Consider the following 26,657-nt stretch of genomic DNA (forward strand, 5'->3'; position numbering starts at 1 on the left):
GAAAGAATGGAAGACCGGATCGTCTCTGGAACAGCGGAAATGGCCGAAATGTATGAAGAACAGTCATTGCGTCCTCAAACATTAAAGCAATACATCGGCCAAGATCAAGTGAAGAACAATCTGGAAATTTTCATTGAAGCCGCCCGTCAGAGAGAAGAAACATTAGATCATGTGTTATTATATGGACCACCGGGGCTTGGGAAAACAACATTAGCTGCTGTGATCGCCAATGAAATGGGGGTGCAACTGCGAACGACAGCAGGTCCAGCCATTGAACGTCCAGGTGACTTAGCAGCGGTGTTAACAGCACTTGAGCCAGGTGATGTGTTGTTTATCGATGAAATTCATCGTTTGCCACGTTCGATTGAAGAAGTGCTTTATCCAGCAATGGAAGATTTTTGCTTAGATATTGTCATAGGGAAAGGGCCAAGTGCTCGTTCTGTTCGTTTGGATTTGCCGCCGTTTACGTTAATTGGAGCGACGACACGGGCAGGATCATTGTCCGCCCCGTTGAGAGATCGTTTTGGCGTATTAAGTCGATTAGAGTATTACAATGAACAGCAGCTGCAGCAAGTGGTGCTTCGGACGGCGGATATTTTGGAAACGAAGATGGATGCTCAAGGTGCCGCGGAAATTGCTCGTCGTTCACGCGGGACACCAAGGATTGCGAACCGTCTATTGAAACGGGTGCGCGATTATGCCCAAGTGCGCGGCGATGGAACGATCAATTTTGAGATCGCCCAAGAAGCATTGGAGCTGCTGCAAGTCGATCGCCGGGGACTTGATCATATTGACCATAAATTATTAAAAGCGATTATTGAACGTTTTCGTGGCGGGCCTGTTGGAATTGAAACGATTGCCGCAAGCATCGGAGAAGAAGCGGTGACGATTGAAGATGTATATGAGCCTTACTTGCTGCAAATTGGTTTTTTACAGCGTACACCAAGAGGGCGGATTGTGAGTGAGCTTGTGTATCATCACTTCCAAATGGAGGTGCCGAAAGAATGAGCGGGATCGGAAAAACATTGATGCTGCTTGGAGTAGCCATTTTCACGATTGGACTAGTAATGCAATTTGTGAAAATTGGCCGCTTACCAGGTGATATTCTCATTAAAAAAGGAAATACGACTTTCTATTTTCCAATCATGACATCGATTCTTGTTAGTGTGGTATTATCATTGATTTTTTATGTGGTTGGAAAATGGAAATGACAGATAGGGATGAAGAACGTGAAAGTAGAAGATTTTGATTTTTATCTTCCAGAAGATTTGATTGCCCAAACGCCTTTAAAAGAGCGGGCGGAAAGCCGGTTAATGGTATTAGATAAAGAAACAGGAGCCATCGAGCATCGAGTATTTAAGCAAATCACCGAATTTTTGAATCCAGGCGACTGTCTTGTGCTCAATGATACGCGGGTCTTGCCAGCACGTTTATATGGCGTAAAAGCAGAAACCGGTGCTAAAATTGAAGTATTGCTTTTGAAGCAAGAAGAGGGAGATCGCTGGGAAACACTCGTGAAGCCAGCGAAACGAATTAAAGAAGGAAGTGTCATTTCCTTCGGTGACAGTCGTTTGACGGCTACTTGTATCGCTGAGAAAGATCATGGCGGACGCATTCTTGAGTTTTTCTATGAAGGGATTTTCTATGAGGTGTTAGAGGAGCTTGGAGAAATGCCGCTTCCACCTTACATTAAAGAACAGTTAGATGAGCAAGAACGCTATCAAACGGTGTTTGCGAAAGAGCGTGGTTCAGCAGCAGCACCAACAGCTGGGCTTCACTTTACCGAACAGTTATTAGATGAAATCCGTGCAAAAGGTGTGCATATTGCATTTATTACGCTTCATGTCGGACTTGGTACGTTTCGTCCCGTTTCGGTGGATACGATTGAAGACCATGAAATGCATTCGGAGTTTTATCAAGTATCAGAAGAAACAGCTCGTTTAATTCAAGAGGTGAAGGCACAAGGCGGCCGCGTGATTAGTGTAGGAACAACGTCAACTCGAACGCTAGAAACGGTGGCTCGTGATCATGGTGGAAAGGTTGAAGCAGCGAGTGGCTGGACGGATATTTTCATTTATCCAGGTTTCCCGTTTCAAGCGATTGATGGCATGATTACGAATTTCCATTTGCCGATGTCAACGCTGATCATGCTTGTGAGTGCGCTCGCTGGCAAAGAGCATGTGATGAAGGCGTATGAAGAGGCTGTAGCAAATAAATATCGCTTTTTCAGCTTTGGCGATGCGATGTTAATTAAGTAATTAGGAAGGAGCTAATATCATTTGTCAGCTATTAAATATGAATTAATTAAAACTTGTAAACAAACAGGTGCCCGTCTTGGTCGTGTGCATACACCGCACGGCAGTTTTGAGACGCCTATTTTTATGCCGGTCGGTACACTGGCAACAGTCAAGACAATGTCTCCAGAGGACTTGAAAGAAATGGGTGCGAATATTATTTTAAGTAATACGTATCACCTATGGCTTCGTCCCGGTCATGACATCGTGAAAGAAGCAGGCGGACTTCATAAATTCATGAATTGGGATCGTTCGATTTTAACCGATTCCGGCGGATTTCAAGTCTTTTCTTTAAGTGAATTTCGTAAAATAGAAGAGGAAGGCGTTCATTTTCGCAATCATTTAAATGGAGACAAGCTGTTTTTATCTCCTGAAAAAGCGATGGAGATTCAAAATGCGCTCGGGTCCGATATTATGATGGCATTTGACGAGTGTCCACCTTATCCAGCTGAATACGATTATATGAAGAGGTCCGTAGAGCGGACATCACGCTGGGCGGAGCGTTGTTTAAAAGCGCATGCGCGTCCGCAAGATCAAGGATTGTTTGGTATCGTTCAAGGTGGAGAATATGAGGATTTGCGACGTCAAAGTGCCGCTGATTTAGTCTCCATGGATTTTCCAGGCTATGCGATTGGCGGATTGTCTGTAGGGGAACCGAAAGATGTGATGAACCGCGTGCTTGATTTTACGACACCATTCTTGCCGGCGAATAAGCCGCGCTATTTAATGGGAGTAGGTTCTCCAGATTCTTTAATTGACGGAGCGATTCGCGGAGTGGATATGTTTGACTGCGTGCTGCCGACTCGAATTGCTAGAAATGGCACATTAATGACAAGCGAAGGCCGCTTAGTTGTGAAAAATGCGAAATACGCTCGTGATTTTGGTCCCCTCGATGAAAATTGTGATTGCTATACTTGCCGCAATTACTCTCGTGCGTACATCCGCCACTTAATTCGGACAAATGAAACCTTTGGTATTAGACTTACAACTTACCATAACCTCTATTTTCTGATAAAATTAATGGAACAAGTGAGACAAGCGATTAGAGAAGACCGTTTAGGTGATTTCCGCGACGAGTTTTTTGAAGCATATGGCTTTAATCGTCCAGATGCGAAAAACTTCTAATTTCAATCGTTCTCGGAAAGGGGTGATACCATGCAACAAATTATTATGCTTCTATTGATGTTTGTTCTATTCTACTTTTTGCTTATTCGTCCGCAGCAAAAACGTCAAAAAGCGGTAGCAGCGATGCAAAGCAATTTGCAAAAAGGTGACAAAATCGTCACAATCGGAGGCCTTCACGGCTTTATCGATGCGATTGATGAAGGAACTGTCGTAATTAAATGTGGAGATGGCAGCCGTCTTACATACGATCGTAATGCGATTCGTGAAGTGGTAGAGAAAACAACAACTGTATAAGTTGAAAAAAGCGTCCTCCGTACAGGAAGGACGCTTTTTTATCGGCCTTCGCAAGAATAAATCGGCCTTCGCAAGAATAAATCGGCCTTCGCAAGAATAAATCGGCCTTCGCAAGAATAAATCGGCCTTCGTACAAGAATAAATCAGCTTCCACGCTTTCCAGATAAGTTGACGCCGAGGATGCCGCCCATCATCGCGGTAATGATGAAACAGCTGTGATAGACAAATTGCTCCCAATGGAAAGGTGCTTGGTAGCCAAGGGATTGATAGGAGAACATTGTCAGGCTATATAAGACACCTGTTAATCCGCCTGCCATCCAGCCTTTACTTTGAGCGAACTTTCCAGAGATAAATCCTCCTAGAAACAAAGCGATAAAAGAGGTGACCGTAATCGAAAATTGAACGGAAGACTCTGTTAAAGCACTCCAGCGCAAAATAGAAGAAAATAAGAAGCTGCAAACAATGGCAATAATAAAGATAACAGCTGTTCCATACATGACCCCATAACTAAATGACTTCATCATACATTCCTCCTTTATTTTTCTTCATGTTTTTTCAATTGGTGACCATACTAGTATGTATAGACGATTGAACATGAAGGAGATGGCTATGGTTTATTTAACAATTGTCTTTCGGACGATATTTTTGTATATCGTCATTTTATTTGTGTTTCGGCTCATGGGCCGAAGGGAAATCGGGGAGCTTAGCATATTGGATTTAGTTGTTTTTTTAATGATTGGTGAGATGGCAGTCATAGCGATTGAAGAACCGGGTGAGCCAATCATGCACACAATCGCTCCCATCTTTGTTCTAGCAGTGGTGCAGATTACTTTCGCCTTTATTTCATTAAAAAGTAAGAAGTTTAGAGAAGTCATTGACGGCAAGCCGGAAATCATCATCTTTCAAGGTAGAATTAATGAACAAGCAATGAGGAGACAACGCTACAATTTTCATGATCTTCTTCTGCAAATGAGAGAAAAGGATATTCGCCATATTGATCAAGTGGAATATGCCATTTTAGAACCATCAGGTAGCTTATCAATTTTACAAAAAGAAAATAAACGAAAAAGCGGAACCTTCACTTTGCCGCTCATACTCGATGGCGATATTCAGTATGAGCATCTGCAAATGATTGAACAAACAGAAGAATGGTTGTTAAAAGCGTTAAAAAAGAGAGGATATCATAACGCAACCGATATCTCTTTTTGTAGCTTTCATGACGGTCAATTTTTTATTGATGAAAAAGACTAGGCCTATTTTTTTCGTCTGAACTTTGCCATATCTTGCTTTGTAATTAAACCTAATAACAGTGCTAGACATCCGTAAATCATAGCTGTAAAGCTAAGACCCAGTAGAAGAAAGGTGAATCCACTCCATTTGGAGGCAAGAAAATGATTCATCCAGTCGCTTAAAAAGAGAACGGCGATTAAGGTCAAAAGGAATTTTCCATATTGCCGTAAATCCAATGACAGCGATATCTTTTTAAAGACACTGGCCAAATGTAAAAGAGTGACGAGCAAAGTGCCGACTGCGATGCCTAATGCTGCGCCATATATCCCAAATTGTGGCTGGGAAGCAAAAATATAAATCACCGCTAGCTTTACAACCGCCCCAATGAAGCTGTTCACCATCGCAGTATTGGCTAAGTTTAATGCTTGCAGTACGGCTTGAAGTGGACCTTGGTAGTAATAAAATAAAAAAAACGGAGCCAATAATTGAATAAACCTTGTACCGTTCGTGGAATGGTACATAAACTGCATTAGTGGTTCAGCATACAAATATAACAGCAAGACGGCGAGTCCTCCCGAAATTAAACAAAATCGTAGCGCTTCTTGAATGCGATGTTCGAGCAGGCGATGCTGCTTTTGAGCATACGCTTCACTGATTGCCGGGACGAGAGAAGTAGATAAGGCCAGCGTCACAAAGGAAGGCAAAAACATAACAGGCAAGGCGTATCCCGTTAGCACCCCATACTCTTTTGTGGCGGTCACAGCAGCCACTCCAGCTATCGCCAAACTATGTGTGACGACGATCGGTTCAAAAAACCAAGAAAGGGAACCAATCATTCGGCCTCCTGTCGTTGGAAGAGCCACTTCTAATAATTCCTTCGCTGTTTCTTTGCCGGAATGAATGGCAGTGAAAAAACGATTCCGTAAGCGGAAATTTTTTTTGATTTTAAACATCGTCAGCAAATAGACAAGGGAAGCTAATTCGCCGATCGCCGCTGCTGTCATTGCTCCTGCTGCTGCATATTCAATGCCCAGCGGCAAAAATTTCTTCGTTAACACGACAATTAATAAAATGCGTGCGACTTGTTCAATAATTTGGGAATAAGCAGCTGGCTTCATATTTTGTTTTCCTTGGAAATAGCCCCTGAGAACAGAGGAGATAGCGATGATTGGAATGGTTGGTGTAATCGCTACTAATGGATAATATGTCCGCGGGTCGGTAAATAACACTTTTGATAAAGCGGGCGCTAGAAATAGTAACAGCGGTGTGAAAATGAGAGATAATGAGAGTGTGATTGTTAGTGAGACAGCAAGAATCTTCTTGACCTTTCCGTGATTCCCTTTCGCTAAAGCGGTGGCGACGCTTCTAGAGATGGCTACAGGGAGACCAAATTGTGTGATGGTGACGACTAAGATGAAGGTTGGAAAGACCATCATATAAAGGCCTACACCCTCCTCTCCGATCAGGCGGGCAATCACAATTCGATTAATAAATCCTAAAATTTTCGTAATTAATATGGAGACCATTAAAATCATCGTACCTTTTAAAAACTTCGACATCTTTCTCCCTGCCTTCTCAAAAAGGATAAATTGCTTTACAATAAGATGTATATGCCTAAAAGGTGGGCAAGCATGACATGTTCATCATAGTTCTTCTAACTAAAGGGGATGAGAAGTTTGGTAAATAAGCACCCTTATGACGTTTATTTTCATCAGCTATTGCCAGTGCTAAGGAGTAAGGTCGAGGAGTTTCGTCTTTTAAATTATGGGACGATTGATATTCCATCATTATGGGAGTATTTAACGAAGAAGAAGTGGAAGAAACCGGCGGAAGAGGTTCATATGTATCAGCTCGTGGCCGATATTGTATCGACAAAACCGGTTGATTATATGAATTTTGCTACGGTGGAAGCCTATCGATCACCCAATTGGCTAGAGGAAGTCAACCACGAAGAACTGCAGGAGCTATTTCGTCCCAAAAAGCCATGAGGCCATAAATTGACACGAGTTATTTTCTGCTTCATAATAGTTTTGTTGAGGAATTCTGGTATCCTTTTACCAGAATTTTTTAAATGAGTAAGGACTATTCCATATTTTTCGAGTTTTATATGGCTAAGGAGGAAGTTACATAATGGTAAAACGCAGCCGGATCGTAGCCTTTTTTCTCATTGTGCTATTACTTGCTAGTACCATTGGGCTTACGGCGAAGGATATTGTAAAGGATATTAAGCTTGGTTTAGACCTTCAAGGCGGATTTGAAGTCCTTTATGAAGTAAAGCCGATGAAAGAAGGGCAGAAAATCACCAAGGATGTGGTGGCTGATACCGTCGATGCGCTGGATAAGCGGATAAACGTGTTGGGGGTCAGTGAGCCGAACATTCAAGTAGAAGAAGGCAACCGCATTCGCGTGCAGCTTGCAGGGGTGGAGAACCAAAATGAAGCGCGCAAGCTTTTATCCACTCAAGCAAACTTAAGTTTCCGAGATGTCAATGATAAGCTGATGATGGACGGACAAGATATTGTTCGGAATGGAACGAAGCAGTCATTTGACCAAAATGGGAAACCGAGTGTAGCGGTGAAGCTAAAGGATAAGAAAAAGTTTAAAGAAGTAACGGAACATATTTTAGGGTTAGCGCCGATGAACCAGATGGTCATTTGGCTAGACTTTGAAGAAGGTAAAGATTCCTATATAAAGGAAGCTCAAAAGAAAAATCCGAAATTTATTTCTGCAGCGACGGTTGGAGAAGTATTTGACACAAACGAAGTGAGTATTACAGGGGATTTTACTTTAGAAGAAGCGAAAAATCTGGCTTCGATTTTAAAGGCTGGTGCTTTACCAGTTAAATTAGACGAGATTTATTCTACTTCGGTTGGGGCTTCTTTCGGAGAAAAAGCGCTTGATCAGACAGTGCTTGCCGGAATTGTGGGCGTGGCGATTATTTTCTTATTCATGATTCTCTATTATCGCTTGCCAGGATTTGTAGCAACCATTACGTTGTCTGTTTATATTTATTTAATCCTATTAGTGTTTGACTGGATGAACGGGGTACTCACCTTGCCTGGTATTGCCGCCCTCATCCTCGGGGTCGGTATGGCGGTTGATGCCAATATTATTACGTATGAGCGAATTAAAGAGGAAATTAAAGTAGGACGTTCGATTAAAGCGGCGTTTAAAGAAGGAAATAAAAACTCTTTCTTTACGATTTTAGATGCAAACCTCACAACGATTTTAGCAGGGGCGGTTCTGTTTTATTTCGGTACAAGCTCGGTTAAAGGGTTTGCGACAATGCTCATTATTAGTATCATTGTCAGCTTTATTACAGCCATTTGGGGCTCGCGTCTTCTTCTTGGCTTATTCGTTCAAAGCGAGTTGTTTAAAAGTAAGCCAGGTTGGTTTGGCGTCAATAAAAAAGATATTAAAGACATTAGTGAAAACTATGATACGCTTGATTTACCAACGAAATTTGATCGCTTCGATTTCGTGAAACACCATCGTAAGTTTTTTACTGCTTCGATTGTAGCGATCATTGCTGGAATGATTGTGCTAAGTGTGTTCCGTTTAAACCTTGGCATTGATTTCTCAAGTGGAACGCGCATGGAAATTATGGCAAATAAACCATTGACAGAAGAAGTGATTCAAACAGAATTAGAAAAAATGAATTTAACAACAGAAGACATTGTTATTTCTGGTGAACAAAAAGATGTGGGAGTTGCTCGATTTAAAGAAGCTCTGTCGCAAAAAGAAGTTGCTCAAGTAAAGGATCATTTTGCGAAACTGTATGGCAACGAACCGAGCATTAGCACGGTATCACCGGTCGTTGGGAAGGAATTAGCCAAAAATGCGATGAAAGCATTAGCGATCGCTTCTGTGGGAATCGTGTTATATGTTACGCTTCGATTTGAGATATACATGGCTTTAGGCGCGATTATCGCCTTGTTGCATGATGCCTTTTTCATTGTTGCTTTCTTCAGTTTAACTCGTTTGGAAGTAGACATTACCTTTATTGCAGCAGTCTTAACGATTGTCGGTTACTCGATCAATGATACCATCGTCACGTTTGACCGGATGCGTGAGAATTTAGCAAAAAAACGAAAAATCAAAACCGAACAAGAACTAGAAGATATCGTGAACAGCAGTTTGCGTCAAACATTAACGCGCTCCGTGAATACGGTATTGACAGTCGTTATTACGGTTATCGCATTGCTTGTGTTAGGAAGCAGTTCGATCTTGAACTTCTCTATTGCGCTATTAGTAGGTCTGATTTCTGGAACATACTCTTCCCTATTCATCGCCGCTCAATTATGGCTCGTATGGAAGAAGAAAGAATTGAAGAAAAAGGGCACACTCATTACGTATAAAGAGAAAAAACAATGGAGCGACGAACCGCAAGTGTAAAAAGAAAAGCGAAAGCGGACGTTCAGGCTCGGCAGTCATAAGGTGGATTGCCGAAGTGGCGTTCTTTGCCACATAGGCGAGACAACTTATGACCGAGAGCCTGTCCGCTGGAGCTAGACAAAGAAAAGCGAAAGCGGACGTTCAGGCTCGGCAAAAAACGCGTTCAAAGGGAGAAATCTTTGAACGCGTTTTTATATGGATCAATCAATATAATGGTTAAAATTTTAACATATTAGATTATATTCATTGTTATATGGGTATGGTACAATTCCAGGTGCAATTAGCATTTATTTTTTATTAAAGGAAGGGAAAAGGATGAAAGGACAATTTAATTTATTATTAGGTGTGTTTTTTGCACTTATCATTTCTATTTTTGCTGTTATTAACGTAGACCCGGTAACGGTTAACTATTTGTTTGGTCAGGCGGATTGGCCACTCGTGCTCGTCATTCTTTTTTCTGTTTTAATGGGTGGAATCATTTCTGCTTCGTTAAGCGTGTTCCGAACGATAGGATTGAAAAAACAGAATAAAGTGTTAATCAGCGAAGTGGAAGCATTGAAAAAGAGATTAAATGATGCAACTCATCAGGAAGTTGATCAAAAAGACCTGAAATAAGGTCTTTTTTTCATGCTCAGGCAGAAATATAATTTAATGACATTTCTCTTCATCCATATGATTCGATAGGAAACAAATTCTGTGCATTGAAACCCGATTTTCCCTCTTGTATAATAAAAAGGTTGAGGGGTGACGATATGTTAAAACCAAAAACCCGCTGGATTGTTCGGCAAACGGACGAAGAAATGCGAGATCGACTATGTAAGAAACTAGCGATTAGCCCATTGTTGGCTTCCTTGCTTATAAACCGTGGCATGACGGATGAAGAGTCTGCCCGGGATTTTTTATTTGATAAGGGCAAAGACTTTCACGATCCTTTTTTATTAACAGGAATGGCGGAAGCTGTTGAGCGAATTCGAACGGCGATCGAAAAGGATGAACCGATTCTTATCTTTGGTGACTATGATGCCGATGGAGTCAGCAGTACATCCGTCATGATGACGGCTTTACAAGATTTAGGCGCGAATGTTGAATTCTATATTCCCAACCGTTTTACAGAAGGGTACGGACCAAATGAGGGAGCGTTTCGCTGGGCTCATGATAGTGGGTTCCGCTTGATTATTACAGTGGATACAGGAATTGCTGCTGTCAAAGAAGCGAAAATTGCGAAGGAGCTTGGGGTTGACTTAATTATTACGGATCATCATGAGCCTGGTCCGGAACTGCCGGAAGCGTTGGCGATCATCCATCCTAAGCATCCAGAGGGAGACTACCCATTTGGCTATTTAGCTGGTGTCGGGGTTGCTTTTAAAGTGGCCCATGCTCTGTATGGCTATGTGCCAGAGCATCTTCTTGATTTAGCGGCGATTGGCACGATTGCTGACCTTGTTCCATTACAGGGAGAGAACCGAACAATCGCGAAAGCTGGTTTGAAAAAGCTACAGCAAACGACCCGCCCTGGTATTGAAGCTTTATGTAAATTGACGGCGACGAAAAAAGAAGCGATCAATGAAGAAACGGTAGGATTTATGATTGCTCCGCGTATTAATGCGGTAGGAAGACTGTCAGATGCAGATCCAGCGGTGGAATTACTGTTAACAGAAGAGAAAGAGACGGCAGAACAGTTAGCGAAAGAAATTGATGCGATGAATAAAGAGCGCCAAGCGATTGTCAATGACATTACAGAAGAGGCATTAGCGATGGTGGAAGAGCAGTATCCACTAGAAGAGTATCCGGTGCTTGTAATTGGAAAAGAAAAGTGGAATCCAGGCGTTATCGGTATTGTCGCCTCAAGGCTCGTTGAAAAATTTTATCGGCCGACGATTGTGTTGAGCTTTGATCCAGAAACGAAACTAGCAAAAGGATCCGCCAGAAGTATTGCAGGATATGATTTATTTAAAAACTTATCGACTTGCCGTGAATTGCTTCCGCATTTTGGCGGACACCCGATGGCTGCTGGGATGACGCTTCAAATTTCCGATGTGGACGAGTTGAGGTCAAGGCTTTGTCAATTAGCGAAAGAGCAGCTAACAGCAGAGGATTTCATTCCAGTCACCGAGCTTGATTTAGCTGTGCCGCTAGAAGAGGTCGATTTAGAGGTGGTGGAACAGCTGGAGGCGCTTGCTCCTTATGGCATGGCTAACCCTAAACCGAAAGTGCTGATTGAAGAAGTTGGACTTTCCTCTATGCGCAAAATTGGTTCCGATAAGACCCATTTGAAGCTGCAGCTGGAATATCACGAGACATCGCTTGATAGCATTGGCTTTGGGTTAGGACATTATGCCGATCATATTGCGCCATTATCAAAGGTTTCTGTCATTGGGGAACTGGCGGTAAATGAGTGGAATAATATTCGCAAGCCTCAGCTCTTTTTGCAAGATCTTCGAGTGGACGCATGGCAGCTGTTTGATGCGCGCGGTCATCGGCAATTTGACAAGTGGCTTGAACAAGTGCCTAAAGATCGGGTGCTGATCGTGTTCAATAAAGAGACGATTAAAGAGCTAAATCTAGGGCGATGGCAAACAGAAATCGTTGAAATCAACAAACTAGAAGAAGCGAAGCAAGTCATCATTGATCAAAAAAATATTGTTTTGGTGGACATGCCATCTTCTGTGCGACTAATGGAAGTCTTGCTGGCAAATGGACAACCGGATCGGATTTACGTTCATTTTCATCAGAAAGATTCTCATTTCTTCAGTACGATGCCAACGCGAGATCATTTTAAATGGTTTTATGCATTTTTAATGCAACGAAAAAGCTTTGATTTAAATCGATACGGAAACGAACTAGCTAAACATCGTGGCTGGTCGATAGAAACGATTGATTTTATGTCAAAAGTGTTTTCTGAGTTAGAATTTGTTACAATAAACAATGGAGTCATTCAGCTAGATTCAACATCTGCTAAGCGCAGCTTAACGGATTCACCGTCTTATCAAAATAAGAAAATGCAGTTAGAATTAGAAAATAAACTGCTGTATTCTTCCTACCAAGAATTAAGAGATTGGTTGGAAGAACGTTTGTCTGTCGATAATAAGGAGGAAGTTGACACATGGATTTAACACAGTTCATTAAAATTGTTCCCGATTGGCCAAAGCCGGGAATTAAATTTAAAGATATTACGCCATTAATGGAGAATGGAGAAGCGTTTCGCTATGCAACCGATCAAATTGTAGAGTATGCAAAAGAAAAACAAATTGATTTAGTTGTAGGCCCTGAAGCGCGCGGTTTTATCGTAGGCTGTCCGGTGGCTTATTCTTTAGGTATTGGCTTTGCGCCTGTTCGAAAAGAAGGGAAGCTTCCCCGTGAAACAGTGAAAGTGGAATATGGTTTGGAGTATGGAAAAGATGTACTGACGATTCATAAAGATGCTGTCAAGCCGGGCCAACGCGTATTAATCACGGATGATTTGTTAGCCACAGGTGGAACGATTGAAGCAACGATTCAGTTAGTCGAACAGCTGGGCGGTGTAGTAGCCGGCATTGCTTTCTTAATCGAACTTGAATATTTAAATGGACGCAGTAAATTAGACGGTTATGAGGTTTTAACGCTGATTCCATATGAGTAATAAGAAAATGGGCACTTTCTGTGTCCATTTTTTATATAGAGATTTCGTGAAACAACTTTGATTGTTTTTTTAGAAAATGTGCAAGATGACTTTACATCTCTTCTGTTTTTTTCGATAATAGGAACAATTAGATTCTTTTTGAAAAGAAAAATACTTTAAACATGGCAAAGGTGAGTAAACATATGGCGAATGATCGGGTGCTAACCGCCGAACAAGTGATTGAACGAACGAGCGTGTATTTAAACCCAGAACATGTAGAATTTGTGCGGAAAGCTTATATATATGCACAGGAAGCGCATAAAGAGCAGTATCGTAAATCAGGTGAACCGTATATTATTCATCCGATTCAAGTGGCGGGAATTTTAGCTGACTTAGAGATGGATCCAGCGACTGTAGCTGCTGGTTTTTTGCACGACGTAGTAGAAGATACAGATGTGACACTTGAAGATATGGAGAAAGAGTTTGGAGCAGAAGTAGCGATGCTTGTAGACGGTGTGACCAAACTCGGGAAAATTAAATATAAATCAAAGGAAGAACAGCAAGCAGAAAATCACCGGAAAATGTTTGTCGCCATGGCGCAGGATATTCGCGTGATTTTAATTAAGCTGGCTGACCGCTTGCACAATATGAGGACATTAAAGCATTTGCCTCAAGAGAAACAGCGGCGAATCTCCAATGAAACGTTAGAGATCTTTGCACCGTTAGCTCACCGTTTAGGGATTTCTAAAATTAAATGGGAGCTTGAAGATACGGCCCTTCGCTACTTAAATCCGCAGCAATATTACCGAATTGTGAATTTAATGAAACGAAAGCGAGCGGAACGGGAGCTATATTTAGAAGAGGTCATTGATGAAGTAAGAGATCGTCTAAACGATTTAGATATTAAAGCTGATTTATCAGGCCGTCCAAAACATATTTACAGCATTTACAGAAAAATGGCTCTTCAGCATAAGCAGTTTAACGAGATTTATGATTTATTAGCGGTGCGAATCATCGTTGATAGTATTAAAGATTGTTATGCGGTGCTTGGCATCATCCATACATGCTGGAAGCCAATGCCGGGTCGGTTTAAAGATTACATTGCCATGCCGAAGACGAATATGTATCAATCGCTCCATACGACCGTCATTGGACCTAAAGGTGATCCGTTAGAAGTGCAAATCCGGACGACGGAGATGCATCAAATTGCTGAATATGGGGTGGCTGCTCACTGGGCATATAAAGAGGGGCGCACGATGGATGAAAAGGCCTCTTTTGACAAAAAAATGACGTGGTTCCGTGAGATTTTAGAATATCAAAATGATTCAGCCGATGCGGAAGAATTTATGGAATCATTAAAGATTGATTTATTTTCTGATATGGTGTTCGTTTTTACTCCAAAAGGAGATGTCATCGAGCTGCCGTCCGGCTCTGTTCCACTTGACTTTGCTTATCGCATCCATTCTGAAATTGGCAATAAAACGATCGGGGCAAAAGTGAATGGGAAAATGGTGACGCTAGATTATAAATTAAAAACAGGCGATATTATCGAAATTTTAACGTCCAAACATTCGTATGGGCCAAGCAAAGACTGGATGAAGATGGCGCAAACTTCACAAGCGAAAAATAAAATTAAACAATTTTTCAAAAAGCAAAACCGTGAAGAGAACGTAGAAAAGGGCCGCGAACAAGTCGAGCGGGAAATTAAAAATATGGGCTTCGATGTAAAAGAGGTCATTACGCTTGAAAATGTGAAGCGGGTAGCGGAAAAATTCAATTTTTCCAATGAGGAAGATATGTATGCAGCAGTCGGTTATAACGGAATTACTGCGCTTCAAGTGGTGAACCGCTTAACAGAAAAGCTGCGGAAAATGCGTGATCAAGAGGCCGCTGTTCAAGAATCGATGAAAGAGTTAAAGCCGCAAATATCATCGAATAAGAAAAGCTCCGGCGTTACGGTGAAAGGTGTCGACAATTTACTTATTCGTCTATCCCGTTGCTGTAACCCTGTGCCAGGGGACGATATCGTTGGTTATATTACAAAAGGCCGAGGAGTGTCGGTTCACCGGTCGGACTGTTTGAATATTATCGATGAAGAAGCGTCCAACCGGTTGATCCCAGTCGAATGGGAAGGCGGAGCCGATCATCAGAAAGAATATATGGTGGAAATTGAAATCTCCGGCTATGACCGTCAAGGCCTGTTAAATGAAGTGTTGCAGGCGGTGAGTGAATCGAAAACAAATATTTCCGCTGTTTCTGGACGGTCGGATCGCAATAAGGTGGCGAAGATCGATATGACCATTTATATTCATAATATTAGCCATCTTCATAAAGTGGTCGAGCGAATCAAACAAATTCCGGATATTTATTCCGTACGCAGAATTTTAAATTAAGGGTGTTAGAGCATGAAAGTAGTTTTGCAACGAAGTAAAAAAGCGTCGGTTACAGTGGACGGCGAGACGGTTGGCCAAATTGAGAGCGGACTTGTTTTGCTAGTGGGTGTGACTCATGAAGATAGCGAAGAGGATATCGATTATTTAGCCGATAAAATCATTCATTTGCGCATTTTTGAGGATGAAGCAGGGAAGATGAATCATTCCTTGCTGGATGTGGGTGGTTCGATTTTATCAGTCTCCCAATTTACTCTTTATGGTGATTGTCGGAAAGGGCGCCGTCCTAACTTTATGGCGGCAGCTAAAGGAGAACAAGCGAAACATCTATATGATTTGTTTAACGAAACATTGCGTGCAAAAGGCGTTCATGTTGAAACAGGTGTGTTCGGAGCGATGATGGATGTGTCTCTTGTCAATGATGGACCAGTGACGTTAATTGTAGAAAGTAAGTAAATCTTGAAAAAGAAACTTGAATGCCTATATAAAGTTTTTTATAATAGGAGCATTACGAAAAGTAAATGAGTCAACCGTTGAGGGAGAAAAGTAGTTAAGACCCGCTTCTGCAGAGAAAAAATGCCTTGGCTGAAAGCATTTTTGTTGCGACTTAATGAACGAACACTCCTTAGGTTTTTCCTTGAACATCACAGTAGGGGAAAACGTGTAGCAGGCGTTAACTGGAAAAGTGAAAGCTAGATGATTAGCTTTAACTAGGGTGGTACCACGGGAATCAAACTCTCGTCCCTTTTCTTTAGGGATGAGAGTTTTTTATTTTGGAAAAAAACGCCTGCTGGCTCATTAGAGCGTTCAAATAAAGGAGGAAATGACAGTGAGTGTAAAAATTCCACGCGGCACGCAGGATATTTTACCTGGAACGGTAGAGAAGTGGCAATACGTGGAGCAAATTGCGAAAGAAGTATGCCGCAAGTATCAATATAAAGAAATCCGGACGCCGATTTTTGAACATACAGAATTATTTCAACGAGGTGTAGGAGATACGACGGACATCGTTCAAAAGGAAATGTATACGTTTGAAGATCGCGGCGAACGCAGTTTGACTCTTCGCCCGGAAGGAACAGCAGCGGTTGTTCGTTCATTTGTTGAAAATAAAATGTTTGGTGATCCGAATCAGCCAGTCAAACTATTTTACAATGGCCCGATGTTTCGTTATGAGCGTCCACAATCTGGCCGCTATCGCCAGTTTGTGCAATTCGGCATTGAGGCGATTGGAAGTGAGGATCCAGCCATTGATGCGGAAGTATTAGCTCTTGTGATGGATATTTACAAAGAGGCTGGATTAAAGCAAATTAAATTAGTGGTGAACTCTTTAGGAGATGCCGAAAGTCGAATCGCTCATAGAGAAGCGCTCGTTCAGCATTTTCAGCCGAGAATTGGTGAGTTTTGTAGTGATTGCCAAAGCCGTTTAGAAAAGAATCCGCTGCGTATTCTTGATTGTAAAAAGGACCGTGATCATGAATTAATGGCAACAGCGCCTTCGATTCTTGATTACTTAAATGATTACTCGCGCGCGTATTTTGAAAAGGTACAGAAGTACTTAACAGCGTTACAAATTGACTTCGTTGTGGACCCTACACTCGTTCGCGGGCTGGATTATTACAATCACACAGCGTTTGAAGTAATGAGTAATGCAGAAGGGTTTGGAGCCATCACAACGTTATGTGGAGGCGGCCGCTACAATGGATTAGTGAGCCAATTAGGTGGACCAGATGTTCCAGGGATCGGCTTTGCCTTCAGTATTGAGCGGTTAATTGCCGCAATTGAAGCAGAAGGCATCGATTGGCCGCTAGAGAGTAGTCTCGATTGTTATCTCGTTTCTCTCGGAGAGGAAGCAAAGGATTACACCGTGAAGCTATTGCATGACTTGCGCCAGGCAGGCATGAGTGCAGAACGAGATTATCAAGACCGCAAAATGAAAGCTCAATTTAAGGCGGCGGATCGCATGCAAGCTCGCTTCGTGGCGATTCTTGGAGAAGATGAGCTGAAAGAAAATAAAATAAACGTAAAAGATATGCAAACTGGTGAACAGCAAGAAGTCGCGCTGGATCAATTAGTCAATGTATTGAAAACAATGATGGAGGAAAAATAACATGTTTGGTAGATCATATTATTGTGGAGAAATCAATGAACAGCACATTGGAGAAAAGGTGACATTAAAAGGGTGGGTACAGCGCCGAAGAGATTTAGGTGGCGTCATCTTTATCGATTTTCGTGACCGCACTGGCATTGTGCAAATCGTCTTTGACCAAAAAACATCAGCAGAAGCATTGGCATTAGCTGAAAAGATTCGTAATGAATACGTACTTGATATTCAAGGTACGGTCATTGCGCGTGATGAGAGCACAGTGAATGATAATATTGCGACGGGAAAAATTGAAATCGAAGTAGAACAAGTAACGATTTTAAGCGAAGCAAAGACACCGCCGTTTATGATTGAAGATGATACAGACGTGTCAGAAGATATTCGTTTAAAATACCGCTACCTAGATCTTCGTCGTCCAGTGATGTATGAAACATTCAAAATGCGCAGTGACATTACAAAAACGATGCGTGATTATTTAGATGAAAATGGCTTCCTTGATGTGGAGACACCGATTTTAACGAAAAGTACACCAGAAGGCGCACGTGATTATTTAGTGCCAAGTCGTGTGCATGAGGGCGAGTTTTATGCATTGCCGCAATCGCCACAAATTTTCAAGCAATTGTTAATGGTATCTGGATTTGACCGTTACTATCAAATCGCTCGCTGCTTCCGTGATGAAGATTTACGTGCAGATCGTCAGCCGGAGTTTACGCAAATCGATATCGAAGCAAGCTTTATGAGTCAAGAAGATATTATGGCGATGACGGAAGAAATGTTAAAGCGCATTATGAAACGTGTGAAAGGTGTAGAAATCACAGAAGCTTTCCCGAGAATGTCTTATGATGAGGCGATGAGTCGTTTTGGTTCAGATAAGCCAGATACTCGCTTTGGAATGGAGCTAATTGATGTATCTGAGATCGTCAAAGATTCAGGCTTTAAAGTGTTCGCAAGCACAGCATCAAGCGGTGGTCAAGTGAAAATGATTAACGTCAAAGGTGGCGGCATCGACTACTCCCGTAAAGATATCGACCACTTAACAGAATTTGCGGCGATTTACGGAGCGAAAGGCCTTGCTTGGATGAAAGTGGAGGAAGATGGTTTAAAAGGGCCAATCATTAAATTCTTCACTGAGGAAGAGCTAGCGCAAATTTCAGCAGCAGCAGAAGCGACAGCTGGTGATTTGCTCATGTTTGTAGCGGATAAAAAATCAGTCGTCGCGGACGCTTTAGGCGCACTTCGCTTAAAGCTTGGAAAAGAGCGCGGCTTAATCGATGAAAATCAGTTTAACTTCCTATGGGTAACAGATTGGCCATTGCTTGAGTACAACGAAGATGACGGCCGTTATTATGCGGCGCACCATCCATTTACGATGCCAGCTCGGGAAGATTTAGCAATTATGGACGAAAACCCAGGAGCGGTGAAAGCACAAGCGTATGATATCGTCTTAAATGGTTATGAGCTAGGCGGCGGATCGATTCGTATTTTTGAGCGCGATATTCAAGAGAAAATGTTCAAACTTCTTGGTTTTACGGAAGAGGAAGCGAAAGAGCAGTTCGGCTTCTTACTAGAAGCGTTTGAATATGGTACACCTCCACACGGCGGAATTGCCCTTGGACTAGATCGTCTAGTAATGCTATTAACTGGTCGCACAAATCTTCGCGATACGATTGCGTTCCCTAAAACAGCAAGCGCGAGCGATGTATTGATGGACGCACCGAGCGAAGTAAGCAATAATCAGCTAGAAGAATTACACTTATCTGTTCGATTAACAGCGAAGAAGTAATTGAATTTTTTGAAAATGAATCAGTTGAAATGAAATAATTGATGTGTTATCATTACTTCAATAACAGTAAGTCCTGATGTGTTCGTTTCGTTTACTATCTGTTTTGACCGAACAATATATGTTTAGGGAGTCCGAGTTTTTAAGTGGCATACATGCCTCCATGGATTGAGGACGTATAATACTTATTATAGGACACCCACCTGCGAAGAGCGGGTTCAAAACATATAGATCCATAGGACGGCACGATTGGGACTTACTCCCTCTTTTGAAACATCGACAGTCTCTAGTGATAGAGGCTGTTTTTTCATGCGAAAAATCGGGAAAGATATTGAATGAATGGTTAAATTCAAGTATGATTAATCCTATCTGAAATAAGAGAATATAAAGACGTGGAGTGGTCCTGTAATGTTACATCAATTTTCTCGTAATGAACTGGCCTTTGGGAAAGAAGGGCTGGATCGATTAAAAAATACAACAGTAGCGATTCTTGGGATTGGCGGGGTAGGCTCGTTTTCGGCTGAAGCACTCGCTCGTTCTGGCGTAGGTCGTCTTGTGTTAGTTGATAAAGACAGCATTGATATTACGAACGTGAACCGCCAGCTTCCTGCTTTGTTATCAACGGTTGGACAGCCGAAAGTAGACGTGATGAAAGCGCGCATTGCGGATATTAATCCAGAGTGTGAAGTCATTGCGTTGAAAATGTTTTATACAGAAGAAACATACGAGCAATTTTTTAGCTATGACTTAGACTTTGTCGTCGATGCCTCGGACACGATTTCCTATAAAATTCACTTAATGAAAGAGTGTTTAAGCCGAAACATTCCAATCATCTCGAGTATGGGAGCGGCGAATAAACTAGATCCGACGCGTTTCCAAATTACCGATATTTCCAAAACGCATACGGATCCAATTGCGAAAGTGGTTCGTACACGTTTGCGTAAAGAAGGCATTAGAAAGGGCATTCCAGTTGTCTTTTCTGATGAAAGTCCGATTGTCATTCGTGAAGATGTACGTAAAGTTGTTGGGAAAGAAGATGCGGATATTCGTAAAGCGAAAATGCCGCCTGCCTCTAATGCCTTTGTGCCATCGACTTGCGGTTTGATTATGGCAAGCTATGTTGTGCGTGAGCAATTGAAAGATATTCCAATCACTCGTGTGAACGATTAATAAGAGTCATCCTGCATGTTGTAGGATGGCTTTTTTTATTGATTAATTCCAGTTTGATGAACTTTTTGGAAAAAAAGGTTGACGATTGATTTTGTTCTAGTGTACTATGTAACTAGTACAGTAATACACGGAGGGATCAAAATGCTGTTTGGATTATTAAAGAAAGATTTTTTATTAGTGAAAGATCTTTTGCTTATCGGGTTAGTAACAGAAATGGTTCTTTTTATTGGAGGAGCGACGTTTTTTGCTTCTCAAGGTCTTTTCGATTACATTTATGTGTTCCTATTTTTTGCGTATATGCTTCATGTACCAATGTTACCAGTTGTGATCATGATGGCTCTTAGGCAAGAAGAGAAGGGACAGTATTGGCTGCATGGAACGGCTAGTGCCTCTAAATTAATGTTTTCTAAATTAATCATTTCATTGTTAGTGACGGTCGCTTCATTAGTTTTAATCGATGTTGTGACGCTAGTTTCATTTTTTATTGAATTTCCAGTGGAATTCATTGGTGTATCTAATCAGGAAATTCCTTATTTAAATGGATTTATATTCAATGGAATCATTTTATTGGCGGCTCTTTATTTCACTTTCTTGGGATTGTTTTTTTGGTCGCTCTATCATTCGCTCAATGGGTTTCCAGCATTAAAGAAAATTCGCTGGCTTCTCATCATTGCTCTTTACTTTGTGATGCAAGCAGTGATCTCTTGGTTTATTGATCAACCAATCATTCAAAAGTTGCTTAATAGCTGGGTCATTTCAGTGGAAGACTGGCTAGAGCCTGCTTTAATGGGAGCTGGGTTCCAAATATCTGTATCTGCAGGTGGCATTCAAGTATGGTCGATTCTCCTTACTCTCTTGTATATAGCTGGTTTATACATTGTATCTTGCTGGCTGCTCGATCGGAAAGTTGAGGTGTAAGCAATGATTGAAGAATTTAAAACATCGAAACCGATTTATAGTCAAATCGCCGATCGAATTATTCAACAGTTTGTCCGTGGAGAAATACAGACAGGTGAAAAGCTCCCTTCTGTTCGAGAAATGGCGATTCAGTCGGGAGTGAATCCAAATACCATTCAAAGAACATATGGGGAGTTGGAGCGCATGGGCGTCGTGGAAACGAAAAGAGGGCAGGGAACGTTTATGACGGAACAGGCAGAGATGAAGCAAAAGTTAAGAGTTAACATTCAGCAAGAAATGGTTCAGCAGTTTATTCAAAATATGCGTGGGATTGGTGTAACGGATAGCGAAATCACTGAAGCCATTGAACAATTTTTAAATGGAGAGGAGGGAGACAATGATTGAGTTTCATCATGTATCCAAGCATTATGGTAGAAGAAAAGCATTGGATGACATCACTTTCACCTTTGACAAAGGCAAAGTGTACGGCATCCTTGGGCCAAACGGTAGCGGGAAGTCCACGATGATGAAAATGGCAGCAGGACTTGTGTTCCCAACAACAGGAGACGTGTTAATCAACGGCCGTCGGGTCGATCGAAGCATTGCCTCAGAAGTGGCCTTTCTTGCCAGTGAAGGAATGATTTATCCTACCTTAAAAGTAAGGCAAATGATAGACTATTTCTCCTCGCAGTATCCGGATTTTTCAATCGAAAAGTCGCAGGAGTTGCTAGCGTTTTTAGAACTAGATCTCGATCAAAAAATTGCTAAGTTATCTAAAGGGCAACAAGGTCGCCTCAAACTTTTGCTCGTTCTCTCTCGGCAAGCGCCTGTTTTATTACTAGATGAACCATTTATCGGTCTCGATCCGATGGTGCGCGACACCATTGTGAAAGGGCTTGTTTCGTTTATCGATTTCGGTAAGCAAACGGTGATTATCACCACTCATGAAATCACTGAGATTGAACCGATTTTAGATGAAGCGATCGTGATTGAAGAAGGAACGATCAAGGCTCAGTGCCATGTGGAAAGTCTTCGCGAAGAACAAGGAATCTCCGTTTTACAATGGTTGAAAAATAATTTTGTGAAGGAGGGGCAATCATGACTGCAGTAGTGGAATTGAAGAATGTCTCAAAAACGATCAAAGGGAAAACAATTATTGATTCGCTTAGCTTTACTATTCAAAAAGGAGAAGTGTTTGGGTTTCTTGGACCGAATGGAGCGGGGAAAACGACAACGATCCGCATGATTGTTGGCTTAATGAAATTATCAGCAGGTGATATCGTCATTTGCGGACATAGCGTTCAAAAAGATTTTGAGAAAGCCATTCAGCATATTGGAGCGATTGTGGAAAATCCGGAAATGTATAAATTTTTATCGGGGTATGAAAATTTGCAGCAATACGCTCGCATGCATAAAGGGATCACGAAGGAAAAGATTGATGAAGTGGTGCAGTTTGTCGGGCTAACGGATCGCATTCACGACAAAGTAAAAACGTATTCGCTTGGTATGCGCCAGCGATTAGGTATTGCTCAATCGCTTCTTCATGATCCGAAAGTATTAATTTTGGATGAACCAACGAATGGGTTAGATCCAGCAGGGATTAAAGAAATTCGTCAACATGTGAGAGAGCTAGCAGAAAAGAGGGGCTTAGCTGTCATTGTATCGAGTCACTTATTAGCCGAGATGGAAATGATGTGTGATCGAATCGCCATCATTCAAAAAGGAAAACTCATTGATGTACAGTCGGTCCACAATTGGATGGAAGACGACAGGGAGATGTACTCCTTTGAAGTGAATCATGTCGAGGATGCCGTGAAATATGTGAAGCAATTTTTCCCAGGTGGGCACACAAAAATTGTGGAAGGTTGTCTTGTGATAGAAAGTGACAAAGAGCAAATTCCAGATATTGTGATCCTTCTAGCTGAAAGAGGCATTCGCATTTATGAAGTGAAAGCAGTATCGAAGTCACTAGAAGAACGATTCTTAGAAATGACAGAGAAACAGGAGGTAGTCGTCTAATGTTTCGGTTAATACAAAATGAATGGATCAAAGTGTTCAAACGACCTGGCACATATGTGATGATCGGATTATTATTTTTAATGGTCAGCGCGTTTGCCGCTTATTTGAAATATGATGAAAGCAAACAAAAAGGAAAGCAGCCAACGTGGGAAGAAACGGTTCAAGCAGATACAGCCGCTTTGCAAAAACAATTGCAAGAAATGCCGGATATGTCGAAAGATCGAAAAGAACAAATCCAAGAGGAAATCAAAATTAATGACTACCGTTTAGCTGAAAATGTTCCATTGGATACGAAAACAACGATGTGGTCCTTTGTGTACAATAGCACTACTTTTCTCGCGTTTGCCGGCTTATTTATGATTATTATTGCCGCTGGAATCGTCGCTAGTGAATACACTTGGGGGACGATTAAATTGCTGTTAATCCGCCCGCTTAGCCGTTCGAAAATTCTGTTTTCGAAATATGTAACTGTTCTTTTATTCGGGTTATTAATGATCAGCATTTTATTCTTATTTTCTTCTTTAGTCGGAGCCATCTTATTCGGAACCGATGGCGAAAAAGTCCACCTTGCTTATGAAGGAGGCAAAGTGGTGGAACAAAGTCTTTTCTTTCATTTATGCAAAGTGTATTTATTGAGATCAGTCGATATTTTTATGATTGCTACGATGGCCTTTATGATCTCGGCGGCGTTCCGTAACAGTTCATTAGCGATTGGGATTTCGCTCTTCCTTCTATTTATGGGCGGAAATGTTACGATGATGATCGCAATGAAATACGATTGGGCCAAGTATTCCTTATTTGCTAATACAGATTTAATGCAATATGAAACAGGAAGAGTGATAGTAGAAGGGATGACATTAGGCTTTTCTATTACAGTTCTCGCTGTATACTTTATTATTTTTCATGCGCTGGCCTTCTTCATTTTCTCGAAAAGAGATGTCGCTGCTTAATGTTTGGCACCTCCATTTACTGGGGGTGTTTTTTTGTTGAAATTCAGTAAATCAGTGTCTTTAATCATTAAAAAGCCTGCTTCGTTTAGCAGGCTTTACTGATTAATATAATCCTTTTTTTACGATGACTTTTCCGCTTTCCGCTTCAATAAACGCTAATTCACTTTTAAGATTTGGATACACAGGCTTGTAAACAAGCTGATAATAATCTTCGGAGTCCTCTGTGTATTCCTTCTGCCATTGCAGTTTTACGTCAAAGAAGTGCGTGAATAATTCTTTTGCCTTTTCCTCAGTCACTGTGGGTTTGAGAGGGAGAACAGCGATTAATGTAGGGTGAATATCAGGTCCGTGATAATGATCGATCTGTCCAGTGGTTCGATTGACCGTGATGCTGATAAAACCAAACTGGATGTGAATGCCTCCATGGTACAATTCAAAGTGAAACCAGGCATTTGTTTCGTCATTCTCTAGTTCAGAATTCATCCGGAAATATTTATCAGCCTGTGGGTAAAGATGATATAAAAATTGCAAGGCAATTTCTTCACATTCAGCAAGGGTTAATTGTAGCGATCCTTGTCGCTCTAAAAAAGAACATACACTTTTTAGCTGTCCGCTATTTTTATGTGTCAGGAGTTTAAGTGTATTTTCATTTCTTTGTTTGAAAAATCCGTCCAGACTACGATCGGGTCGTTCAGGTTCCTCATCGCTAATTCGCCACACCGTACCAATCATATCCCCCATATCTTGCTCGCGAATTTGTTGAAACTTAGATCGATCTAATCCGATAAAAGCATGGATATCTTTTGTTGCTGGTGTCGTTAGTTTTGGCAACGGGACAAATTTTCTGGAATCCTCTTCTTCTACTCGTTCAAATTCTGGGGCTGTGCCATCAGCTAATAGTTGATGGAATCGCAAGCTCGGTTCAAATACGAGATGGGGCAAATCATCGCCATCTTCATACAATTCCTCATTAAGAATCGTGATCATCGTTTCCATTTTCAGTTTATCTAATAACGTCTTTTTTGCTTCGTCTTTATGTACGATCTTTTTAGGACGCACTATTTTCTCTGCGATTCCATAGTAACGAAAGGACACAATTTCACCGTTTTTTGTAATAGTAATAGAGAACCCTGTGTGGGGAAGTGGTAACTCTAATTCATATTGACTATATGTAAATTGCCATCTTTCACCCTTTTTTTCTTGAACTTTTTCTAAGGTAAATGGCTCAAGTGCATTTGGGTAATGATCAAGTACAAATTGCAAGGCAAGCTTCTGTAATTGTTCATTTGGTAAGGATTTTCCAGTATTTTTCGAGGAAGCCTCCTTTGTTAAATCGATTAATTGCCCCTTACCGTCTAATTCAATCCAAATGCCCCTGTCATCATCATTCGGGTCTTTCCATAAAAATATAGCACGACGATCCGCTTCTTCATCTCGGTAATCTTCAATTTCAAGCTCATAGTCAGTTGGAATGATGCCAATGGCTTGCGCTTTTTGTTTTAATTGATCTTTTAGCATGTACATTTTCCTTTCGATTGCATGTTCTTCTGCAATTCCAAAATAATTTTTAAGTCTACTTAAACCTTGGTAAACATGAGTTTTCACTGTGCCGATGGGGCAACCTAGAATGTCGGAAATCTCTTGAAGGGTGTAGTCATGGAAATACTTCAGCACTAGTGCTCGCCGATATTTTTCATCTAAGTATTCAAGTGCTTCTTTTAAGTAAAGTGATTCATCATAACTTGCCGTATATGAATCTAAATGGTGTTGGACAATAGCATCATTCACCACAAGTTTTTTTTGCTTACTCGTCAGTGACATGGCGTAGCGCAGCATGATGGTCTTCATCCAACTGACACAACGTTCCGGATGCCTTAACTGTGGAAGAGCTACATAAGCTCGAAAAATTGTTTCTTGAACAAGCTCTTCTGCGTCATATGCGTTTATTGAATAATATCGGGCATAGCGATATAAAGTTGAGCGGTGGTCTTCAATTAGCTTTTGGAAGGCTTGGTGATCTCCAGCTTGCGCTTTTATCACTAAATCATCATCATTCATTGGTTTATTCCTCGCTTTCAATAAATAAGAGCAAGAATGGCTTCATTTAGTTTTATTTTTTTGGAAAAAATTTAGAAAAATTGATTTGAACTTTTAAAAACAATTGTATATAATATCAAAAAATAATGAAAATTTCTATGATGAAGAGAGTAATTTAGATGAAGTCTGAAAGCGAGTCGGGGATGGTGGAAGCCTGATAGTCGAATCTAAATGAAACGCACTTCTGAGGAGCCGCCTGAAGTGAAGTAGGGTGGGCCGGGGGATTGCCCCGTTATAAAGCAAAGCTGGTTCGTAGTGAACAATCAGAGTGGTACCGCGGGTTATGACAATCTCGTCTCTATTTTTAGAGGCGGGAT

The 26,657-nt window shown here is 41.4% G+C and carries 24 protein-coding genes, 1 other RNA gene and 2 other annotated features; of the genes, 22 read left to right on the top strand and 3 right to left on the bottom strand.

From position 1 onward, the window contains the following. Positions 1–6: 6 nt before the first annotated feature. The 5 genes from ruvB to yajC are packed head-to-tail and all read left to right on the top strand — an operon-like array spanning position 7 to position 3,713. Positions 7–1,008, top strand: a complete 1,002-nt coding sequence (gene ruvB / locus IRB43_RS01320; protein WP_203361623.1) for a Holliday junction branch migration DNA helicase RuvB — start codon at positions 7–9, stop codon at positions 1,006–1,008. Beyond that, the gene (locus IRB43_RS01325) at positions 1,005–1,211 is read left to right on the top strand and encodes a DUF2905 domain-containing protein (protein WP_203361624.1); all 207 of its coding nucleotides are present in this window, start codon (positions 1,005–1,007) and stop codon (positions 1,209–1,211) included. The genes ruvB and IRB43_RS01325 overlap by 4 nt, the downstream gene beginning before the upstream one ends. Before the next feature lie 18 nt (positions 1,212–1,229). Then, positions 1,230–2,258, top strand: a complete 1,029-nt coding sequence (gene queA, locus IRB43_RS01330) for a tRNA preQ1(34) S-adenosylmethionine ribosyltransferase-isomerase QueA (protein WP_203361625.1) — start codon at positions 1,230–1,232, stop codon at positions 2,256–2,258. A 21-nt stretch (positions 2,259–2,279) separates the two neighbouring features. Next, positions 2,280–3,419, top strand: coding sequence for a tRNA guanosine(34) transglycosylase Tgt (gene tgt, locus IRB43_RS01335; protein WP_203361626.1), 1,140 nt, complete (start codon positions 2,280–2,282; stop codon positions 3,417–3,419). Positions 3,420–3,449: 30 nt separating this feature from the next. Beyond that, positions 3,450–3,713, top strand: coding sequence for a preprotein translocase subunit YajC (gene yajC / locus IRB43_RS01340; RefSeq protein WP_203361627.1), 264 nt, complete (start codon positions 3,450–3,452; stop codon positions 3,711–3,713). Positions 3,714–3,856: 143 nt separating this feature from the next. Here yajC and IRB43_RS01345 read toward each other — a convergent pair whose 3' ends face one another. After that, complete coding sequence (locus IRB43_RS01345; RefSeq protein WP_238941733.1) at positions 3,857–4,237, bottom strand: TIGR04086 family membrane protein; 381 nt, start codon at positions 4,235–4,237, stop codon at positions 3,857–3,859. Positions 4,238–4,316: 79 nt separating this feature from the next. Here IRB43_RS01345 and IRB43_RS01350 point away from each other — a divergent pair, with 79 nt between their 5' ends. Continuing rightward, on the top strand, positions 4,317–4,964 hold the full coding sequence (locus tag IRB43_RS01350) for a DUF421 domain-containing protein (protein ID WP_481748104.1): 648 nt from the start codon (positions 4,317–4,319) through the stop codon (positions 4,962–4,964). A 2-nt stretch (positions 4,965–4,966) separates the two neighbouring features. On the opposite strand, the gene spoVB is transcribed toward IRB43_RS01350, so the two are convergent. Further along, complete coding sequence (gene spoVB, locus IRB43_RS01355; RefSeq protein ID WP_203361629.1) at positions 4,967–6,502, bottom strand: stage V sporulation protein B; 1,536 nt, start codon at positions 6,500–6,502, stop codon at positions 4,967–4,969. Positions 6,503–6,619: 117 nt separating this feature from the next. On the opposite strand from spoVB, the gene IRB43_RS01360 reads away from it, so the two are divergent. The 16 genes from IRB43_RS01360 to IRB43_RS01435 all read left to right on the top strand — a co-directional run bounded on the left by IRB43_RS01360 (position 6,620) and on the right by IRB43_RS01435 (position 24,243). Then, positions 6,620–6,931 carry a post-transcriptional regulator gene (locus tag IRB43_RS01360; protein ID WP_238941734.1) on the top strand — a complete coding sequence of 104 codons (312 nt, stop codon included), beginning with the start codon at positions 6,620–6,622 and terminating at the stop codon, positions 6,929–6,931. Between the two features lie 142 nt (positions 6,932–7,073). Next, a complete protein-coding gene (gene secDF, locus IRB43_RS01365; protein WP_203361631.1) occupies positions 7,074–9,338 on the top strand; it encodes a protein translocase subunit SecDF in 2,265 nt (754 codons plus the stop codon). A 315-nt stretch (positions 9,339–9,653) separates the two neighbouring features. Next, positions 9,654–9,953 carry a LapA family protein gene (locus IRB43_RS01370; protein WP_203361632.1) on the top strand — a complete coding sequence of 100 codons (300 nt, stop codon included), beginning with the start codon at positions 9,654–9,656 and terminating at the stop codon, positions 9,951–9,953. Between the two features lie 137 nt (positions 9,954–10,090). After that, on the top strand, positions 10,091–12,451 hold the full coding sequence (gene recJ / locus IRB43_RS01375) for a single-stranded-DNA-specific exonuclease RecJ (RefSeq protein ID WP_203361633.1): 2,361 nt from the start codon (positions 10,091–10,093) through the stop codon (positions 12,449–12,451). Further along, positions 12,442–12,957, top strand: a complete 516-nt coding sequence (locus tag IRB43_RS01380) for an adenine phosphoribosyltransferase (RefSeq protein WP_203361634.1) — start codon at positions 12,442–12,444, stop codon at positions 12,955–12,957. The genes recJ and IRB43_RS01380 overlap by 10 nt, the downstream gene beginning before the upstream one ends. A 182-nt stretch (positions 12,958–13,139) precedes the next feature. Continuing rightward, positions 13,140–15,329 carry a RelA/SpoT family protein gene (locus IRB43_RS01385; RefSeq protein WP_203361635.1) on the top strand — a complete coding sequence of 730 codons (2,190 nt, stop codon included), beginning with the start codon at positions 13,140–13,142 and terminating at the stop codon, positions 15,327–15,329. 12 nt (positions 15,330–15,341) lie between these two features. Beyond that, complete coding sequence (dtd, locus tag IRB43_RS01390; protein WP_203361636.1) at positions 15,342–15,782, top strand: D-aminoacyl-tRNA deacylase; 441 nt, start codon at positions 15,342–15,344, stop codon at positions 15,780–15,782. 68 nt (positions 15,783–15,850) lie between these two features. After that, positions 15,851–16,075: a binding site (T-box leader), on the top strand. An 80-nt stretch (positions 16,076–16,155) separates the two neighbouring features. Next, entirely contained in the window at positions 16,156–17,433 is a 1,278-nt protein-coding gene (gene hisS / locus IRB43_RS01395; protein ID WP_203361637.1) for a histidine--tRNA ligase, read from the top strand. Position 17,434: 1 nt separating this feature from the next. Then, positions 17,435–19,210: an aspartate--tRNA ligase gene (aspS, locus tag IRB43_RS01400; RefSeq protein WP_203361638.1), complete on the top strand. Its 1,776-nt coding sequence runs from the start codon at positions 17,435–17,437 to the stop codon at positions 19,208–19,210. Positions 19,211–19,277: 67 nt separating this feature from the next. Further along, positions 19,278–19,467, top strand: a non-coding RNA gene (gene ssrS / locus IRB43_RS01405) — 6S RNA. 148 nt (positions 19,468–19,615) lie between these two features. Next, complete coding sequence (locus IRB43_RS01410) at positions 19,616–20,377, top strand: tRNA threonylcarbamoyladenosine dehydratase (RefSeq protein ID WP_203361639.1); 762 nt, start codon at positions 19,616–19,618, stop codon at positions 20,375–20,377. Positions 20,378–20,518: 141 nt separating this feature from the next. Beyond that, positions 20,519–21,295 (top strand): hypothetical protein, encoded by a 777-nt coding sequence (locus IRB43_RS01415; RefSeq protein WP_203361640.1) that lies wholly within the window; start codon positions 20,519–20,521, stop codon positions 21,293–21,295. A 3-nt stretch (positions 21,296–21,298) separates the two neighbouring features. Beyond that, entirely contained in the window at positions 21,299–21,679 is a 381-nt protein-coding gene (locus IRB43_RS01420) for a GntR family transcriptional regulator (RefSeq protein WP_203361641.1), read from the top strand. Continuing rightward, the gene (locus tag IRB43_RS01425) at positions 21,672–22,376 is read left to right on the top strand and encodes an ABC transporter ATP-binding protein (protein WP_203361642.1); all 705 of its coding nucleotides are present in this window, start codon (positions 21,672–21,674) and stop codon (positions 22,374–22,376) included. Before IRB43_RS01420 ends, IRB43_RS01425 begins: the two co-directional genes overlap by 8 nt. Next, on the top strand, positions 22,373–23,293 hold the full coding sequence (locus tag IRB43_RS01430; protein WP_203361643.1) for an ABC transporter ATP-binding protein: 921 nt from the start codon (positions 22,373–22,375) through the stop codon (positions 23,291–23,293). The genes IRB43_RS01425 and IRB43_RS01430 overlap by 4 nt, the downstream gene beginning before the upstream one ends. Further along, positions 23,293–24,243, top strand: a complete 951-nt coding sequence (locus IRB43_RS01435; protein ID WP_203361644.1) for an ABC transporter permease — start codon at positions 23,293–23,295, stop codon at positions 24,241–24,243. The genes IRB43_RS01430 and IRB43_RS01435 overlap by 1 nt, the downstream gene beginning before the upstream one ends. A gap of 102 nt (positions 24,244–24,345) precedes the next feature. Here IRB43_RS01435 and IRB43_RS01440 read toward each other — a convergent pair whose 3' ends face one another. Further along, a complete protein-coding gene (locus tag IRB43_RS01440) occupies positions 24,346–26,301 on the bottom strand; it encodes a sigma-70 family RNA polymerase sigma factor (RefSeq protein ID WP_203361645.1) in 1,956 nt (651 codons plus the stop codon). A gap of 128 nt (positions 26,302–26,429) precedes the next feature. After that, positions 26,430–26,643 (top strand) — a binding site (T-box leader). The last annotated feature ends 14 nt before the right edge of the window (positions 26,644–26,657 follow it).

The sequence above is a fragment of the Bacillus sp. REN10 genome, from assembly GCF_016820555.1.
Taxonomy (GTDB): Bacteria; Bacillota; Bacilli; order Bacillales; family Domibacillaceae; genus Bacillus_CE.